The organism is Haloarcula sp. CGMCC 1.6347, assembly GCF_037078395.1.
GTDB classification, from domain to species: domain Archaea; phylum Halobacteriota; class Halobacteria; order Halobacteriales; family Haloarculaceae; genus Haloarcula; species Haloarcula amylolytica.
In genome coordinates this window covers 1,020,750-1,035,245 of the sequence record NZ_JAYMGX010000001.1, presented here as the reverse complement: position 1 = coordinate 1,035,245, position 14,496 = coordinate 1,020,750, and the positions used below count along the sequence as shown (strand labels likewise).

13 protein-coding genes are annotated in these 14,496 nt (G+C 61.1%); 5 read left to right on the top strand and 8 right to left on the bottom strand.

What is annotated here, in order from left to right:
* Positions 1-22 precede the first annotated feature (22 nt).
* The 3 genes from VI340_RS05505 to kdgK1 form a co-directional block, all read right to left on the bottom strand.
* Positions 23-994: an ROK family protein gene (locus VI340_RS05505; RefSeq protein WP_008309626.1), complete on the bottom strand. Its 972-nt coding sequence runs from the start codon at positions 992-994 to the stop codon at positions 23-25.
* A 52-nt stretch (positions 995-1,046) separates the two neighbouring features.
* Positions 1,047-2,837 (bottom strand): pyruvate kinase, encoded by a 1,791-nt coding sequence (gene pyk / locus VI340_RS05500; RefSeq protein ID WP_008309628.1) that lies wholly within the window; start codon positions 2,835-2,837, stop codon positions 1,047-1,049.
* A 100-nt stretch (positions 2,838-2,937) separates the two neighbouring features.
* On the bottom strand, positions 2,938-3,897 hold the full coding sequence (gene kdgK1 / locus VI340_RS05495; protein ID WP_008309630.1) for a bifunctional 2-dehydro-3-deoxygluconokinase/2-dehydro-3-deoxygalactonokinase: 960 nt from the start codon (positions 3,895-3,897) through the stop codon (positions 2,938-2,940).
* A gap of 336 nt (positions 3,898-4,233) precedes the next feature.
* Here kdgK1 and VI340_RS05490 point away from each other — a divergent pair, with 336 nt between their 5' ends.
* The 3 genes from VI340_RS05490 to VI340_RS05480 are packed head-to-tail and all read left to right on the top strand — an operon-like array spanning position 4,234 to position 7,843.
* Complete coding sequence (locus VI340_RS05490) at positions 4,234-5,442, top strand: ABC transporter substrate-binding protein (RefSeq protein WP_008309632.1); 1,209 nt, start codon at positions 4,234-4,236, stop codon at positions 5,440-5,442.
* Positions 5,443-5,444: 2 nt separating this feature from the next.
* Complete coding sequence (locus VI340_RS05485) at positions 5,445-7,367, top strand: HAMP domain-containing protein (protein WP_008309633.1); 1,923 nt, start codon at positions 5,445-5,447, stop codon at positions 7,365-7,367.
* 47 nt (positions 7,368-7,414) lie between these two features.
* The gene (locus VI340_RS05480) at positions 7,415-7,843 is read left to right on the top strand and encodes a hypothetical protein (RefSeq protein WP_336357958.1); all 429 of its coding nucleotides are present in this window, start codon (positions 7,415-7,417) and stop codon (positions 7,841-7,843) included.
* Positions 7,844-8,234: 391 nt separating this feature from the next.
* On the opposite strand, the gene VI340_RS05475 is transcribed toward VI340_RS05480, so the two are convergent.
* A complete protein-coding gene (locus VI340_RS05475; RefSeq protein WP_004962120.1) occupies positions 8,235-8,357 on the bottom strand; it encodes a hypothetical protein in 123 nt (40 codons plus the stop codon).
* A 1,166-nt stretch (positions 8,358-9,523) separates the two neighbouring features.
* Between VI340_RS05475 and VI340_RS05470 the strand changes: the two genes are divergently transcribed.
* On the top strand, positions 9,524-9,937 hold the full coding sequence (locus VI340_RS05470; protein ID WP_008309641.1) for a DUF5805 domain-containing protein: 414 nt from the start codon (positions 9,524-9,526) through the stop codon (positions 9,935-9,937).
* On the top strand, positions 9,934-10,971 hold the full coding sequence (locus tag VI340_RS05465; RefSeq protein ID WP_336357957.1) for a tyrosine-type recombinase/integrase: 1,038 nt from the start codon (positions 9,934-9,936) through the stop codon (positions 10,969-10,971). The genes VI340_RS05470 and VI340_RS05465 overlap by 4 nt, the downstream gene beginning before the upstream one ends.
* Positions 10,972-11,322: 351 nt before the next feature.
* Here the strand turns inward: VI340_RS05465 and VI340_RS05460 are convergent, their stop codons facing one another.
* The 4 genes from VI340_RS05460 to VI340_RS05445 are packed head-to-tail and all read right to left on the bottom strand — an operon-like array spanning position 11,323 to position 14,494.
* Positions 11,323-12,039 (bottom strand): helix-turn-helix domain-containing protein, encoded by a 717-nt coding sequence (locus tag VI340_RS05460; RefSeq protein ID WP_008309643.1) that lies wholly within the window; start codon positions 12,037-12,039, stop codon positions 11,323-11,325.
* A gap of 42 nt (positions 12,040-12,081) precedes the next feature.
* Positions 12,082-13,068: an amino acid ABC transporter permease gene (locus VI340_RS05455; protein WP_336329957.1), complete on the bottom strand. Its 987-nt coding sequence runs from the start codon at positions 13,066-13,068 to the stop codon at positions 12,082-12,084.
* Positions 13,065-13,817: an amino acid ABC transporter ATP-binding protein gene (locus VI340_RS05450; RefSeq protein WP_336357956.1), complete on the bottom strand. Its 753-nt coding sequence runs from the start codon at positions 13,815-13,817 to the stop codon at positions 13,065-13,067. Before VI340_RS05450 ends, VI340_RS05455 begins: the two co-directional genes overlap by 4 nt.
* The gene (locus VI340_RS05445; RefSeq protein WP_008309646.1) at positions 13,814-14,494 is read right to left on the bottom strand and encodes an amino acid ABC transporter permease; all 681 of its coding nucleotides are present in this window, start codon (positions 14,492-14,494) and stop codon (positions 13,814-13,816) included. Before VI340_RS05445 ends, VI340_RS05450 begins: the two co-directional genes overlap by 4 nt.
* Positions 14,495-14,496: the final 2 nt, after the last annotated feature.

Below are 14,496 nucleotides of genomic sequence, written 5' to 3'. Positions count from 1 at the left end.
TCCGCGGTCAGGTCGACGTTTTTCAAACGCGCTGTGACGGGTCACCTGTGCCGCCAGTCAGCGCGGACGCCAGTGCGCCACGGACTACGACGTCGTCACCGAACTGCGTCAACTGGATATCCGGAATGTTCGACATCACCATGTCGTCGAGCCGGTCCCGGATCGGGTCTAGCACCTGTTCGGGGTTGTTGAGCGCAACGGCCCCGCCGACGTAGACGACGAGGGGCGCGTACGCGTGGACGATGTTCGCGACGCCGATCGCGTTCCAGTGACAGATCTGGTCGAGAACGTGGGACGCGAACTCGTCTTCACCGGCATATTCGAAGATATCCGCCGCGGAAAACTCCTCAGTCTCGATCGGGAGCGCCGTCTCGACGGGGTCCTCTCGGTGCAGTTGCGTGGCGTACCGCGGGATGTTCTCGCCCGAGCAGTACGCTTCCCAGTGGCCGTCGTGCCCACAGCCACATGTCATGAATCCGTGCGGGTCGATGGTCAGATGGCCGACTTCCCCGGCGTTGCCGTCCCAGCCTGAGAGGATGTTCCCGTCGACAGCGACCCCGGCACCGACCCCGGAGGAGATAGTGAGGTACACCATGTCGTCGGGGCTCCGGTCCGAGTAGAACCGCTCGCCGATGACGCCGGCGTTGGCGTCGTTGTGCAGCGACACCCGCTCGCTGCCGATGAGATTCTCGACCGGCCCGGTCAGCGGAATCCGGTCGATGGTGTCGGGGAGATTCGCGGGGTTTTCGACGACGCCTTCGGCCAGGTCCATCGGACCGAAGGACCCGATACCGGCGGCAACCACGTCTGTGGGGGCGATATCGGCGGCGTCACAGGCCTGCCGGATCGCGTCGAGGACCGCCTCCGTGACCGCGATACCTGCCGGTCCACGCGGTGTCTCAGTTTTGTGTGACGAGACTATCGAACCCGTCTCGTCACCGATAACAGCCCGAATATGTGTCGCTCCGAGGTCGACCCCTGCGTAAGCGCCCATGCTGGTCGAAGGGTTGCCCCACCGATACTTAACTACACAGATTCTACTGCGGTCAGTAGTCTCGCTCCCTGCCCGAGATGTCCTCTCGGCCAACGGCCTCCTCGTAGACGACGCCGCGCTCGGAGTCTAGCGTGACGGTCGATCCGTCGGAGACAGCATCGGGCAAGTCCGCGTTCGAGATCATCGGAATCGAAAGCTCGCGGGCGACGATGGCCGCGTAGCTCGTGACGCCCTCGTGGGCGTCGATGATGCCCCCGATGCGGCTGGTGTCACCAATGAACTCGCCGTCGAACCCTTCGGGCACTGCCAGAATAGCCCCGTCGGGGACGTTCGAGAGGTCGCCCGGCGACTCTTGGGGCGGTGCTGTCGAAATCCGGTGGACGGGGCCGGTCACCAGGCCGTCGACGATGGACCGACCGCTGGCGACCGTTTCGGCCGCGACGTGGACTTTCAGCATATTCGCCGTGTTCATCCCCTCCAGTTCGGTCATCATCCCGGACAGGACGACGACCGTGTCACCGCTGTCCGCGGCTTCGGTGTCGAGGGCTGCCTGAACTGCCGTCTGGATGACGGCGTCGGCCCCTTCGGTGGTGTATTCGGTCGTTACGGGTGTGATACCCCACGAGAGCGCGAGCTTCCGGCGGACGCGCTCGCTCGGCGTCGACGCGACGATGGGGATCGAGGGCCGGTACTTCGCCGATTTCAGGGCGGTGTAGCCGGACTCGGACGCGGCGACAATCGCCGACGCCCCGATGTCGCGAGCGAGGAACCGACCGGAGCGCGCGAGCGCGTCTGTCCGGGTGTCACCGGCGTTTGGCACGCGCTGTTCCCGGGACTCGGCGTACTCCTCGCTGCTCTCGACATCGCGGATGATCCGGTCCATCGTCTCGACGACGCGGGCCGGGTGGTCACCGATTGCCGTCTCGCCCGAGAGCATCACTGCATCGGTGCCGTCAAGCACTGCGTTTGCCACGTCTGAGGCCTCCGCGCGGGTCGGCCGCCGGGAGTGGACCATCGAGTCGAGCATCTCGGTGGCCGTGATGACCGGGACGCCGGCCTCGTGACACCGACGGATGATGCGCTTTTGAATGATCGGCACGTCTTCGAGCGGGCACTCGACGCCGAGGTCACCGCGGGCGACCATCACACCGTAGGCCTCGTCGATGATCGAATCGAGATTCTCGACGGCCCCGGCCCGTTCGATCTTGGCGATGATCGGGATGTCGACGCCGCGCTCTTCGAGCGCCTGGCTGATCTCGTAGATGTCCTCGCCGTCACGGACGAACGACGCGGCCACGAAATCCGGCTCCTTCTCGGCAGCCACGTCGAGTTCTCGCTCGTCGTTTGCCGTAATCGTCGGCAGGTCGAGTTCGACGCCGGGAACGTTGACACCCTTGCGGGCAGCCAGTTCACCGCCGTTCTCGACGGTCGCAAACACCGTGTCGTCCTCGACACGTTCGACAGTCGTCTCGATGCGTCCGTCGTCAAGCAACACCCGGTCTCCCGGCTCGACTGCGGTAATCGACTGCGAGAGGCCGACCTCCTCGGGCGTCGCGTCGTCGCCGACGACGTACCGGATGGTGGACCCCTCAGTGAGCTGAATCGGCGCGTCGATCTCCGCAGTCCGGACCTCCGGCCCCGGCATATCGAGCATGGCCGCGACCGGCTCCTCGACCGCCTCGTCTACCTCGCGGATGCGATCGATCATTTCCCGGCGGTGTTCCGGCGAGCCGTGGCTCGCGTTCAGTCTGGCAACAGACATCCCGGCCTTCGCAAGTGACGCGATGTCGTCGACCGAGTCCGACGCGGGACCGAGGGTACAGACGATCTTTGCGCTACGCATTGTGACCTCCGTCTCCGGGGAGCCACAGTTTACAGCGTTCATAGTTAATCATACCCTGCCGTTCCCCGCGAAGGGATAAGAACCTTGCTGGACGGCGTAGCTACCGCGAAATCGCTTCCGTGTCGCCGCTGAGAACCGAACGGATTTCCTCGGGCGACACGACGGCAATATCACCTGGAATCGTCCGTTTGAGTGCGGCTGTCGCGGCACCCCAGGCGAGCCCGTCTGCAACGGTGCCATCGGAGAGATACTGCGAGAGGAAACCGCCGACGAAGGAGTCGCCGGTCCCGACCGGATGTGCGTCGGTCGACTCGAACGTCGGTTGCTCCGTTACAGTCCCGTCGGCAAGCGCGAGCGCCCCGTCGCTGCCACGGGTGATTACTGTTGCTTCGAACCCGTATTCGGCGGCGAGGTCCCGGGCAATCGTTTCCGCGTCACCGCTCCGGTCTAACACGACGTTCGCGTCGCGTTCGGCGACCACAAGCACGTCGACAGACGGGAATAGCTCGGTCAGGACTGCGCGGGCTTCCGCCGGCGTCCAGAGCTTCGAGCGGTAGTTCAGGTCGAGGCTCGTGGTCGTGCCCGCGTCCTGTGCGAGCGAGAGGAGGTCAGCAGTGGTCGATTCGAGCGTCTCCGAGAGCGCCGGTGTGATACCCGAAGTGTGGAATCCCGCGGCGTCCGCGATGGTCTCCGTCGGAAGCTCCCCCGGTGTGGCGGTCGTGACACTGGCGCTCTGGCGATCGTAGATAACATCGTTGCCCCGCGGTGGACTACCCTGCTCCAGATAGTAGGTTCCCTGTCGGGCGCTGTCCGAGTCGTCCCAGGCGACATCGACCGATACGCCATGGTGTTTGAGTTCTCCCGTGACTCGGCGACCGACCGGTGAGTCGGGGAGCTTTGAGGCCCACAATACATCGAGCCCAAGCCGTTGAGCAGCGACCGCGACGTTTGACTCCGCACCAGCCGCCCTGACGGTGTACTGGTCTGCGGTCTCCAGTCGCTCGTCGTCAGGTGGCGACAACCGCAACATCGTCTCACCGAACGTAACTAACTCCGTCATATCCGACGTTGCTCACTGGCTGGGTATAAATCCCGGAGAACCCGTCGTCTAACGGACCTGTTAATTACACCTTACTGGGGTGGAGGGCGTTAGCTCGTATTTTTCGTCATGGGTTATGGACAGTATAAGTTTTCTCCAAAAGTTTATGTGCTATACTAATTTAGACACGCCAGTATGGATTCAGGGAGAGATGGTGGTGGGCCGTCCGTCTTTAGGCGGAACCTACTCCGTTCGATTGGTGCGGCCGGACTGGCCGGACTTGCAGGCTGTGGTGGCAGCGAGGGAGTGACAGATGGGGACGGGACGCCGACCCCAACGCCAGTTGGAAACTTTCCGGTGTCCGGGGATTCGGTGACGTTCGGTTTCAACGTCGCTTCCTCCGGGGCGTACTCAACGGCCGGCAAGCAGGAGCTCCGAGGTTTCAAACTCGCGGTCAAGCACATTAACAACGGTGGTGGGTGGGTAACGAGCGAGCAGTACGAGTCACCGCTGGACGGTGACGGACTTCTCGATAAGGATGTCGAATTCGCTGTCGAAGACACGGGTGGCAGTTCAGATACCGCCCGGAGCAACGCACAGCGGCTTGTTGATAGTGAGGAGGTGATTATGCTTGCTGGCGGAACGTCCAGCAATTCCGGCCTGGCCAATCAGGAGGTTGCCGCGCAGAACCAGGTCGTGTATATGGCGACGATGGCCAACGCGAACTCGCTGACGGGTATCGACTGCAACCGGTACTCCTTCCGCGAGATGTACAACAACCACATGGCGGCCAAAGCGCTGGCTCCGGCCCTCAGTAACGAGTTCGGAGACGACGTCAATTACGTCAAGATCTCCCAGGATAATGAGTGGGGACAGACGCTCCGGGATGAGATGGATACAGCCCTCGGAAATCTCGGCTGGGCACCTGTTTGGGACACAACTGCACAGGTCGGGACGACCGACTACTCTCAGTACGCAGAAGACATCGAGTCGGTCGATTTCGACGTGATCGTGCTCGGACTGGGGGGCCTCGACGCAGTAAACGCACTCAGAGCGTTCCGGGAGGAGTTCCCGGAGTCGAATATCGTCCTTCCGATAGCCTCGAAAGATATTGCCCGGACCGCAGGCGATGCGATAGAGGGTGTTATCGGGACGGTCGCCTGGAGCCCGGCAATCAACTCGCCGCTGTCTGATACCTTCCGAGAATCGTTCCGTGAGGAGTACGGCAGTTCGACGGGGACCTCGAAATCAGCGTCCCCATCAGGAGCAGCCCACATCGCGTATACGCAAACGCTGCAATACGCCAGTGCAGCCGAGCGGGCGGGAACGTTCAATCCGATCGATGTCATCGGAGCGCTCGAAGGACACGAGTACGACGCCGGTCTCGGACCGCAGACGCTCCGAGCCTGTGATCACCAGGCGATGCGCCGGGTGCCAGTCGTGAAAGGAAAGCCAGAGGTTCAGCAGTCCTACGGCACCTACTACGGCCTGATTGGGGAACCAGCGGATGTACAGTACGCATGCGACAGCGGTCCAGCGGCTAACTGCTCGCTTGGAGGGAACTAGCTATGAGTTCAGGAGACACACAGATACCAGACAGTTCAGAAAACGATTCGAACGCCTCCGGTGGAATTCTTGCAACAGTCGTCCCGGATTTCATCCGGCGAAACTTCGCACTCAAATTCGGTATCGTCCTCTTCGTTATGGCGCTGTCGGTTGGGCTCATCGGCCTTGCCGCGACAGAGCAAGTCAAGGACTACACGGAACAACAGGTTCTGAGCGACTACGAAAACGCCGCCGCACAGGAAGCTGACATCCTGTCACAGTGGGTTGACCGGAATAGGTTGTCAACACAGTTTGTCTCCTCTGACGACGTTTGGGCCAGTAGTGAGACAGACGATATCAATATCGAACTCAACAATCGGAAAGCCGCCTTGTCCGCAGATGCTGCCGACATCCATCTGGTCGAACGGAATGCCGGCCAATCCCAGGTTGTCGCCAGCACATCTAACTCACAGGTGCTAACTAACTCGGCGCTCGAATCGACGAGCAGGGCCTGGCTTACCGGTGCGAACTTCGAAACGGCAAGCGATGTCACCGTCTCCGACGTGTACCAGACGAACTCCGGCCCGGTCGTCGGCTTCGCCAGTCCTGTCGATGCCTCACAGAACCGGTATATCCTCATCGAGTACTCGCTTGACGAGATCGCGAACTCGCTTCAGGGGAACAACAGGGCCGAAGGCGGGTTCACACAGGTCGTCAACGGATCGGCGGTCGTCATGATCGACGAACCCAGAGACGGGAGCCGCGGCCTCGGCGAAAACATGCTGCAGTCGTATAGCTCGAACAGCCCTGCCACGGAACCGATCGACGCGGCAGATGACCTCCGCTCGTCGGAGCAACAGTCCGGCGTCACCGCCGACATGCCGGCGACTGACGTACTCAACGAGCGCTACACTGTCGGCTATGCACCGATTCAGGGAACTGACTGGGTCGTTCTCGTACACGCACCCAACTCCGCGGTCTTTGGCTTCGTCCAGAACGTCCAGCAGTACGGGCTCATCGGCACGGCACTGATGGTGTTGCTCATCGCGGGTGTCGGTGCGATACTCGGGTACAACACGGCAACGTCCATCGACCGCCTGACCCGAAAGACGGATCAGATGCGACAGGGGAACCTCGACGTCGAGATCGCCACCAGTCGTATCGACAATATCGGCCGCCTGTACAGCGGGTTCGCTGATATGCGCGACGCGCTCAAACAACAGATCAACGAGGCCGAGCGCGCACAGAAAGAGGCGGAGGTATCCCGCGCCGAAGCCCTTGAAGTCAACAAATACCTCCAGAAGAAGGCCGAAGAATTCTCCGACGTGATGGAGGAAACGGCCGCTGGAAACCTCACCGAGCGGATGGCGACCGACGGCGAGAACGAGTCGATGGACCGGATCGCCAGCGAGTTCAACGGCATGGTCGACGAACTCGAAAAGACGATCGGTCAGCTCAACAGCTTCGCCGACGAAGTCGCGGAATCCGGAGACGTCGTTCTGTCGAGTGCCGAGTCCGTCCGTGACGCGTCCGAGCAGGTCGCCGAATCCACACAGAAAATCTCCGACGACGCCTACGACCAGAAGGACCGCCTCGCGACCATCTCGGAGGACCTCGACACCCTCGTAGACACGCTCGAAGAACTGGAAGCGGACAATCCGGACATCGACCTTGGTGACTCGCTCGAGCGGTTCCGGACGGTGGCGACGACGCTACAGTCGGCAGCCGAGACAAGTGACCAGATGATGGCCGAAACCCAGACCGTGGCCGGCGCAGCCGAAGAGCAGGCTGCAGAACTCAACGAAGTGTCCTCGCGTGCCGAGCAGCTCAAACGCTACGCGAAGCCACTCGGTGACATCTTGAACCGCTTCGAGACCGAAGCCGAACACGAGTTCGTCTTCTCTGGCGGTCCGTCACAGAGTCTGGGCGAAGAGGAAGAAGAGTAATCCGGTTCACCGAAACCGATTTTCGCGCTGGCGGCGTACTCTTTTCAATGAGCGACGACGCAGGAGAAATCTCGCAGGCGGAACTCGCCGAGTACTGTCGGACCCAGGCTGCGATTCTTGCCGGCCATCTGGACCAGCGCAGTTCGGAGCTCACCGACTTACTCGAAGAAATCGAACAGGACACCGCCGACGCTCGTGCGACATTGTCTGAGAGCCCCGAACGTCCGGACACTGATGTGGAAACGACTGTCGCAGATATAGAGGCCAAGCAGGAGCGAGCACAGACGAAACAGGCACAAATCGACGAATACCGGACGCTCGCTGAGGGGTATACTGAGCTTGCCGAACAACTCGCCGAAGGCTCCGGTGACCTTGAGACCGTGCTGGAGTTCGAAATCGATACCGACGCCCCGACATATTTCGACGCCGAGACAACGATTCTGGGAGTGGCGACCGGAGCAGACACGGAGCAGTGATTTCACAGGGGGGCACCACACACAATCAGGTTGCTCTACAGCGCCAGTTACCGGTGGCGGCCATGTTTTCACGGAGTTGGCACTGAGTCGTTCGCGGACAGCACTGTCCTCGTCGCGGGGCTGGGCCGTGTCTAGCACGGCCCTTTCAGGTGCCAGCCGATGTGTCAGTGCTCGGTGTACGTCTGTCGGTCATCGAGGGACGGTTCCCGTACGGAATCGGTAGGAGTTAGCACAAATTCGGTATAGCGATATACAATTTATCCGGTCCGAGTGGACCATTGCGGTACATTGTCGGAATTACCACAGGTAATGGCAAGTAAATCATCCACGACAATCACAATCAGTGAGCGCCACGGTCCGCCAACGCTCACAGTCCGTCAAGGCAACGGGGTCAGGAATTGAACGTGCGCTCGACGAGGTACTTGACCAGATAGAACCCGCCAATCAGCGTGACAGCCATGACCACTAACACAATTGCAATCATGAACAGGAGAACGAGTGCGTCGTTAGCCATTGAACCCACCCGCCTGAGTGGCTGCATATCGTCGAGAACGCATATCGCTAACTTCAGCCTGGACACGCTAATGTAGGAGGCTTTCGGTTCAGCATTCCCTGCTGCTCGTGGTCTACGGTGGGGGTTGATGGATAGAGAAGCGCTCGGTGTGAGGTGTGTAAGGGGAAGGACGGATTAGGTGAGTATCCGGTTGGCAGCATCCAATGTGTAGGACTGCGCCACACATCGGCACGGTGCCGGGAGTCGAGTATGGTATTCGCGGTTGGGAGCGCTACTCCCAAACACGACCAGCCACCGGGAGCAATCGTCGGAACGACACGTTTTATTCTGAGTGCTACTTGAAACGCGGAGAATCACTCGATAGGCTCGCAAACGGCCTCTATGAGCTAGTGTCGGTCAAAGCGGGGCTAAACCATCGTCGTCATCTCAAAGCTGGAGAGACAGAGCTCTTCGTCCGTAGTACCCGACGACAGTGGCCTCGGCGTTGTATATCGAGGACCAGACAGCAAGGACCACGAGAGCGGGCACTGTATCAAGCAATGCAGGTCTTGGCGTGTGGCGTATACGCAGCCTGGGTCAGAATTCAGGATAGCGCTGTTGCCAGTACACAATCTGATGGCTGCGACGGCTCCGCGGCGAGAATCTGACTGAAAATGACGATTACGTCGAGGCGTGGGCGAGTGGTCCGTTCGGTAGCGTTCTACTGCGCGTGTATCAAAGCGACACGCCCCATTCGATGGAGGGCCGCGGTATGCAGCGTCGGTATGTCGAGGGGCCGAGTATGCAGGAGGGTCTGTACCACCAGGAGTTCCGACAGGCTGTCAGTTACATCCATTGGGCCCTGACGAGTAACCCGGCCCGACCTGAGTAGTCCCGGACCCATCTACCGTGACCGTTTACCGGACCGAACCACGGGTCATATTGATTAGCAACAGGAGATGCGTCCGCACGTCTGTATCCCGTTGGGACGGTAGACGAATCAAATGGAAGCGGCCAATCTGGGCCTGTTTTATATTTGTGAGTTTAAGCTTACCTTCTGCCAAAGTGTGGGATAGTTGTTAATTATGCCCCATATTCCGGCGAAATAGGGTGTCATGTACCCAAATAAAGGCTTTTATCCCGAAGTATGGGACTACATTGAAGTCCCCGGCGTCCGAGGGTGAAATATGTCCAGTGGCAGTGAGCGAACGACGGTTCGGACGTATATTCCGGCCTACCAGAAAGAACAGTGGCAGGCCCACGCCGAGGAACTGGATATGAGTCAAAGCGAGTTCGTCCGGACGATGGTACAGGCAGGCCGAAGTGGCTTTGAGCCAGCAGCATCCGAAACAACCGAGTCGGACGCCGCTGAGAGCGAGAGCGAGGAGCCCCGTTCTCCGGACGCTACCCCCGGGGGTAACGGGCTGAAAGACCGGGTCCAGAATATTCTTGCTGACGGGGACTACTACGAGTGGGACGACCTCGTCGCCGAACTGACAGACGGTATTGAGGAGCGTCTCGAAGAGGCACTGCAGGAACTGCAGTCCAACAACAAAGTACAGTACAGTGGGCGACACGGGGGGTACGTTCGAGACGAATGAGCACGGAGACAACCACGCCGGACGCCGAGTCGGACCCGGTCGGGTATTTCCTCGATGACATCACGTACCACGGAAAGAGCGACCGGACCCGTGCCTCCTACGAGCGCGTCCTTCGGGACTTCGAGTCCTATCTGGCGGACGGCCACCAGTCCATTCCCGTCCAGGAGGCCTCCCACAGGGACTGCATGGCATATGTCCACAGCCTCCGTGGTACCGTCGAGGAAAGCACAGTCGCGACGTATGCCTCCTATCTACACCGGTTTTTCGCGTACATGACGCAGGTGGGCGTCTTCGAATCGAACCCGATGACGCTGGTCATGGAAGAGATGGACGAGTCCATCAACACCGATCCGACCCGCCGGGAGATAGACCTCCAGTCGATGCGGACGTTCGTCGATAGCGTCTCGCATCCGCTGGAGCGGGCTGTCGTGGTGACGTTGCTGAAGACCGGGATGCGGGCCGGCGAGTTGTGTAACCTCGATATTCGTGATCTCAACCTCGAAACCCCTGGCCCCAGACCGGAGATTCCGGTCCGAGCGGGGCTTGACGGGCGTCCGGACTCGTTGTTCGTCGCGGCAGACCCGACTCGTGGCGAGGCCAGCAACGGGGAAGAGCGGACAGCGTCCAACAAGCGGAAACGGGAGACGACGATCCCTGTCGACGCCGAGCTGGCATCAGTGCTGCGACACTGGCTCGCGATTCGGCCGGACACGCAGTCCCCAGCAGCGCCGCTGTTTGTGTCTACGAGCGACAGCTGGGGGGAGCGGCTCACGCCGAATATGGTACACCACATCGTCGAATCCCACGCCCGCGAGTTCGGTTGGTACTCGGACGGTGGGGGAGCCGAAGAGAACGTTACGCCGCACTACTTCCGGCACTTCTTCACGACGCATCTCCGGGACCGGACCGGTGATCGCGGCGTCGTCAAATATCTCAGAGGCGACGTGGCACAGGACGTCATCGATACCTACACCCACGAATGGGGAACTCGGGTCAGGGATGTGTACGAGGCCGAAATTTACTCGCTACTGTGAGTTTATTGTTGGCTATTCAATACTGTTGCCGCACTCCGGGTGGTGGCTGCTGAACTAATAAATCATATGGCGCTATATAGAACTGGGCGAATTCTGCTTCTCAGCTGTATTGTCTCAATGGACGATTTCGATAGCCGCATACGAGACAGGAGGTACGGCCGGATTACACTGCGGGGCCTCCCAGCAGGTAGCTCGACCGAGCAGCGCTCTGGCACGCGCTTGTCGGGGACTCCCGACCGGACTACAAGAGATCACACCAGCTCGAAATGGAACGTCCTACCGGAGCTGCAGACGCCGGGGTCACGCACGTCTCAGACGGAGACTCTACCGGATGCAGGGCCACTGATAGAGCTACTCGGGGTCCAGAAGTTTCGACTCGGCAGTTCGGAGATGTTCAAGGAGCGTGGTCTTCGAGATGTCCATCTGGGCGGCGAGCTCGCGGACCGAGATTCCACGCGGCCACTGATAGTAGCCGGCCTCGCGGGCCGCTTCGAACGCGCGCCGCTGGGCCGGCGTTAGCGAATCAGTTCGCAGCCCGCCGACTGAGCGTTCGGAGTCGCTGTCCGGCGTGACGATGGACTCGACCGACACGTCAGCGTCGGCGTCGGCTTCAACGGCATCGAGTGCGGACTGGATCTCGGGCCGCTCTCCGGTGAAACTCACTTGCCACCGTTCGCGCCCGTCTTCGATACGAACGGGCGCGCTGTGGACGAACCCGTGTTCGAGCAGCGTTGGGCAGACTAACTCGTCCGGATCGTACTCCAGCAGGAACTGTCTGACGACGGTCCCCGGCGCGTCGCGCTTGTGGCCGATGCGCGCCTGAAGCTCTTGTATCTCTCCGGCGTAGGGCGACGCACGGACCGCATCGAGGCAGTTTTCGACGTCTGACTTCGTGGCCCCATACGCCGTAAACACGCCGTTGACCGATGCTGTCGGCGACTGTACGGTCTGTTGCACCGTGTGTGCCAGAATGCCGCCATCGGTGCGGTCGGTCGCTTCGATAGCCCAGCAGTTCGGATGCCACAGGTCGAGTGTTAGCCGTGCTCCGGCGCTATCGGTTTGGCTCATGGGATGTGCTGAAATATTTGGTTGGTGGCCCTAAGAGAGTAATCATTGTCTGGTGTGTCCGACACCGGCGGTTGCAGTGTGCGATTCGACGCGGTCCATCAGTGCTGATGCCGACACGACCAGGGCCAGGTACAGTATCGCCACCAGCACGAAGAGTTCCGTGTACTGGTACGTTTCGTTAGCGATTGTACTCGTCCTGCCGTACAGTTCCTGCACAGTGATGAAACTCGCCAGCGAGGAGTACTTGATGAGGTACACGAGTTCGTTCGTCCAGCTGGGAAGCGCGAGTCGGAGGCCCTGTGGAACGACGACGTACCGTATCCCTTCGAGCTTCGAGAGCCCGATGGCGCGTGCGGCAGTCAGCTGTCCGCCGTCGACGGACTCCAGTGACGCGCGCAGATACTCGGACTGGTAGGCGGCGCTGTTCAGCGTGAAACTGATGACGGCCACCCAGAACGCCTGTGCCGGGATGAACCCGACACCGACTCCCGGCACGCCTCTGAGAACCTGCGTCAGTGAGGTCGCGAAGTAGAGGACGAACAACTGGGCGAGCAGCGGCGTCCCGCGGATGAGTTCCGTGTACGACAGGGCGAGCCAGCGGGCCCACCGCCCCCCGTACACGCGGACGACGCTGAGCGGGAGCGCTAGCGTGAACCCGAGACAGACACTGAAGACCGTCAGGAGAACGGTCGTCCAGATGCCGTGTGCCAGCGCCGGCAGGTACGCCGTCGCGTCGGCGGCAAACCGGAGCGTGTCAGCGAGCCATACGAGCGGTGCTCCGGCGACACCGAGTGGCGCGGCGAGCGAGGCGACAGTGTCCGCTGTCGTCAGAAACGGGGCCGCCGGAACGAACGGCGTGCCGCGGTCAAGCCCGAGTACCCCTGCGAGCACGAAATCGGTCGTCCAGCGAGCCAGAACCCAGACCCAGAACAGTGCCAGGCCCACTGTGAGCGGGCGGACGGTGAAGACCGTCCCGACACGGTCACGGAGCCCCGGATTCGGCGACGTTGTCGATTCGGCCGTGCTCATGCCGTCTCCTCGTGTGCGTGCAATCTGCTCAGGAACTGTTCGGTTCGCTCCGCTGTGGGGTTCTGGAACAGTTGCTCCGGCGGGCCGTGTTCGACGATTTCACCGTCGTCGAGGAACACGATGTCCGACGCGGCCGACCGGGCGAAATCCATCTCGTGACTGACCACGAGCATCGTGATGCCCTCCGCTGCGAGGTCGCGCATCACCTCGACGACCTCACCGACGAGTTCGGGATCGAGCGCACTGGTCGGCTCGTCGAACAGCAACAGTTCCGGGTCCATCGCGAGTGCGCGCGCGATACCGACGCGCTGTTTCTGGCCGCCGGAGAGTTCAGCGGGGTAGGAGTCGGCCTGCTCTAGCAATCCGACCTGTTCGAGATGGGTCCGGCCGGCTTCCTCGGCGTCAGCAGCGTCCATGCCGAGTACTTTCTTCGGGCCGAGCGTGACGTTTTCGAGCGCCGTCAGATGCGCAAAGAGGTTGAAGTCCTGGAACACCATGCCGACCTGCTTTCGCAGCTCGTTGACGTCAGTGTCGGCCCCGGTCACGTCCTGTCCATCGAGGGCGATTCGGCCGCTGTTGATCTCCGTCAGTCGGTTCACACACCGGAGCAGCGTGGACTTGCCCGAGCCACTGGGGCCGATGAGGACCGTCACGTCGCCCTGCTCCATCTCGAGGCCAACGCCTTCCAGTACTTCTTCGCTCCCGTAGGACTTGTGCAGGTCGTCGATTGAGAGTAGTGGCTGTGTCATGTCGTTCCCTCCGGTACCGCGTAGTAGTCGCTGAGTCTGTCGAGTGACCGATTCGTCGCGAACGTCAGCACGAAGTAGACGAGGCTGACGGCGAGGAATATTTCGAGTGCTGCCGTCGATTGTCCGCCTTCGTAGAGGTTCTGCCCCGTCGTCAGCAGTTCACCGATTCCGATGACGATGGCGATGCTTGTGTCCTTGAGGACGATAGTGAACTCGTTCTGGAACCCCGGGACGCTCCGGCGGAGCGCCTGTGGGACGACGACGTGCCGAATCGCTTCGAACCGGGACATCGCGACGGCGCGTGCCGCCTCAAGCTGTCCGTCGTCGACGCTCTGGAGCGCACCGCGGAAGATCTGGGACTGATAGGCGGCGCTCCGGAGACCGAGCGCGATGGTCGCCGTGACGAACGCGCTACTGGAGATAGAGAGGCCGAAGTACAGGATCATAATGATGACCAGCAGCGGGGTGCCACGGAGGACGACCCCGACCTGTTCGACCAACCGCCGGGCCCTGTCCGAGCCGTACACCTCTATCGCACCGGCCGGGAACCCGACGACGAATCCCAGGAGAATACTGGAGACGGTGAGCGCGATGGTGACAGCTGTCCCGCCGAGCAACAGGCCCCAGTTGTTGGCGACGAACAGCCAGTCAGCGGTCTGGAGTAGGATTGCTGCCATGG